The organism is Deferrisoma sp. (genome assembly GCF_054681715.1).
This window is the reverse complement of sequence record NZ_BAAHFQ010000263.1, coordinates 1-2,619: the sequence shown is the minus strand read 5'-3', so window position 1 is coordinate 2,619 and position 2,619 is coordinate 1. Positions and strand designations below refer to the sequence as shown.

The 2,619-nt window shown below is 72.4% G+C and carries 3 protein-coding genes; all 3 read right to left on the bottom strand.

All coding sequences use genetic code 11. The features are described 5' to 3' along the window. On the bottom strand, nt 1–949 hold a 949-nt coding region (locus ACY0I8_RS17595), incomplete at its 3' end, for a RecQ family ATP-dependent DNA helicase (protein ID WP_461395784.1). After that, nucleotides 946–1,863 carry a cation diffusion facilitator family transporter gene (locus ACY0I8_RS17590; RefSeq protein WP_461395783.1) on the bottom strand — a complete coding sequence of 306 codons (918 nt, stop codon included), beginning with the start codon at nt 1,861–1,863 and terminating at the stop codon, nt 946–948. The genes ACY0I8_RS17595 and ACY0I8_RS17590, both read right to left, overlap by 4 nt. A gap of 80 nt (nt 1,864–1,943) precedes the next feature. After that, entirely contained in the window at nt 1,944–2,594 is a 651-nt protein-coding gene (locus ACY0I8_RS17585; RefSeq protein ID WP_461395782.1) for a radical SAM protein, read from the bottom strand. Between the last annotated feature and the right edge of the window lie 25 nt (nt 2,595–2,619).

The window sequence follows — 2,619 nt, the reverse complement described above, 5'->3', positions numbered from 1 at the left end:
TCTCCTGGTAGTAGGCCTCGAGGCTCTTGGGCGGGTCGAGGTGGGCCACGAACCGCACGTTGGGCTTGTCGATGCCCATGCCGAAGGCCACCGTGGCCACCACCACGACCCCCTCGTCCTTGAGGAACCGGTCCTGGTGGGTCTCGCGGTCGGCCGGGTCGAGGCCGGCGTGGTAGGGAAGCGCATCCCACCCCCGCTCCCGGAGCCAGGCGGCCGTCTCCTCCACCCGCCTTCTCGTGAGGCAGTACACGATGCCCGCTTCGCCCCGGTGCCCCGCGAGGAACCGCAGGAGCTGCTCCCGGGGCCGGTCCTTGGCCACCACCCGGTACCGGATGTTGGGCCGGTCGAATCCCGAGACGAACCGCTTGGCGCCTCCGAGCCCGAGCCTCTCCACGATGTCGGCCCGGGTGGGCTCGTCGGCCGTCGCCGTGAGCGCCACCCGGGGCACCCCGGGAAACCGGTCCGCCAGGACGCCCAGGCCCAGGTACTCGGGCCGGAAATCGTGGCCCCACTGGCTCACGCAGTGGGCCTCGTCGATGGCAAAGAGCGCGATCGGGATCCGGCCGAGGAGCCCGAGGAACCGGTCGGTCAGGAGCCGCTCCGGGGCGGCGTACACGAGGTCGAGCTCCCCCCGGAGAATCGCCCCCTCGGCCCGGCGCGCCTCGGCCGGGGTGAGCCCCGAGTGGAGGGCCGCCGCCCTGACCCCCAGCTGCACTAGGGTGTCCACCTGGTCCTTCATCAGCGCAATGAGGGGCGACACCACCACCCCGGTGCCGGGGCGGACGAGGGCCGGGATCTGGTAGCACAGGCTCTTGCCCGAGCCGGTGGGCATGAGCACCAGGGCGTCGCCCCCGGCGACCACGTGGCGCACCACGGCCTCCTGCTGGCCCCGGAACGAGGGGTAGCCGAAGACCTCCCGGAGCACGAAGAGGGGATCGGGCCGGTTCACGGCAGCACGTCCGGCTCGAAAAAGAGCCAGCGCACCTGGGGGAAGGCCCGCTTGAGGTCGCGCTCGCAGGCGTTGATGGCCTCGACCATGGCCGCGGCCGACCCGGCCGGGGCCATCCGGGCCTTCACGGCCACCATGACGTCGGGCCCCAGTTGCAGGGTGATGAGGTTCAACACGCCGTCCACGGCGGGGTGGGCATCGAGGAACGAGCGGACCCCCCGCTCGAACTCCGGCCCGGCGCTCTCCCCGATCAAAAGCCCCTTGACCTCCACGGCCACGGCCAGGGCGATGAGGACGAGGAGCACCCCCACCCCCACGCTGCCCCAGGCGTCCCAGGCCGGGTTTCCGGTGACCACGGCGAGCCCCACGGCTGCGAGCGCGATGGAAAGGCCCAGCAGGGCCCCCAGGTCCTCGCCCACCACCACGAGGAGTTCGCTTCGGCGGCTCTCCCGAAACCACCGCCAAAGGGTCCGGCCCCGCCGGGCGTCCCGGGTCTCCCGCAGGGCGCCGGTGAGCGAGAGTCCCTCGAGCACGAGGCCCAGGACGAGCACCACCACGGCGATCCAGGGCCGGTCGAGCCCGTGGCCGTCGCCGGCCGGCTGGCCCAGCTTGTGGAGCCCTTCGTAGACGGAGAAGAGCCCTCCCATGCTGAACAGCATGAGCGCCACCACGAACGACCAGAAATAGAGGGCCTTCCCGTGCCCCAGGGGATGGTCGGCGTCGGGCGGCCGTCGGGCCCGGGCGAGCCCAAGGAACAAAAGGCCCTGGTTCGCGCAGTCCGCCAGGGAGTGGACCCCCTCGGCCAGCATGGCCCCCGAGCCCGTGAGGCCGGCCGCGGCGAACTTGGCCGCCGCGATGCCCAGATTTGCGCCCAGGGCGTAGAGGATCGCGCGCACGCTTCCGGAATGGGGCATGAGGTCGGCCTCCGGTCGTCGGTCTCGTGTCGGGACTCGGGGGACAGCCGACAGGGGACGGGGTTTTTTGACACCTGCCCTCACACCCCCCGGACCCGGTCGGGCCAGAGGATGCGGTGGAGCTGCACCTGGAGGCGGGCGTCGAGGCGGTCGGCCAGGAGCCACGCGGCCAGGTCCGCCGGGTCGAGGGCGCCCCAGACCGGGGAGAAACTCACCCGGATCCGGCCGAAGGCGTTCCGCCGGCCCAGTTCCTCCACGGCCCAGGCGTAGTCGGCCCGGTCCCGGCACACCACCTTGAGCTCGTCCCGGGGCCCGAGCCGCTCCAGGTTCTCCCACCGGTTCCGGTGGGCCACGCCCGAGCCGGGGGTCTTGACGTCCATCACGATGTGGACCCCCCGGGGCACGGGGTCGAGGGGGAGGCTCCCGTTCGTCTCCAGGAGCACCCGGCGGCCGGTCTCCAGGAGGGCCTCCAGCAGGGCCGGGGTTCCGGGTTGGGCCAGGGGCTCCCCGCCGGTCACCTCCACGGTGCCCTGGCCCTCCCGGGCCACGGCCCGGAGGACCTCGTCGAGGCTTTGCTCCTCGCCCCCCTCCCAGGCGTAGACCGTGTCGCAGTAGGTGCACCGGAGGTTGCAGCCCCCGAGCCGAACGAACGTGCAGGGGTAGCCGGCCCAGTGGGACTCCCCCTGGATGCTCGAGAAGATCTCCACGACCTGCAGGCGCACCGTGTCCATATGGCTTTGCTCCGCTCTCGGGGCT

Coding starts and splice junctions, on each gene's coding strand:
- ACY0I8_RS17590 (WP_461395783.1), bottom strand. CDS start 1,863: ATGCCCCATTCCGGAAGCGTGCGCGCGATCCTCTACGCCCTGGGCGCA.
- ACY0I8_RS17585 (WP_461395782.1), bottom strand. CDS start 2,594: ATGGACACGGTGCGCCTGCAGGTCGTGGAGATCTTCTCGAGCATCCAG.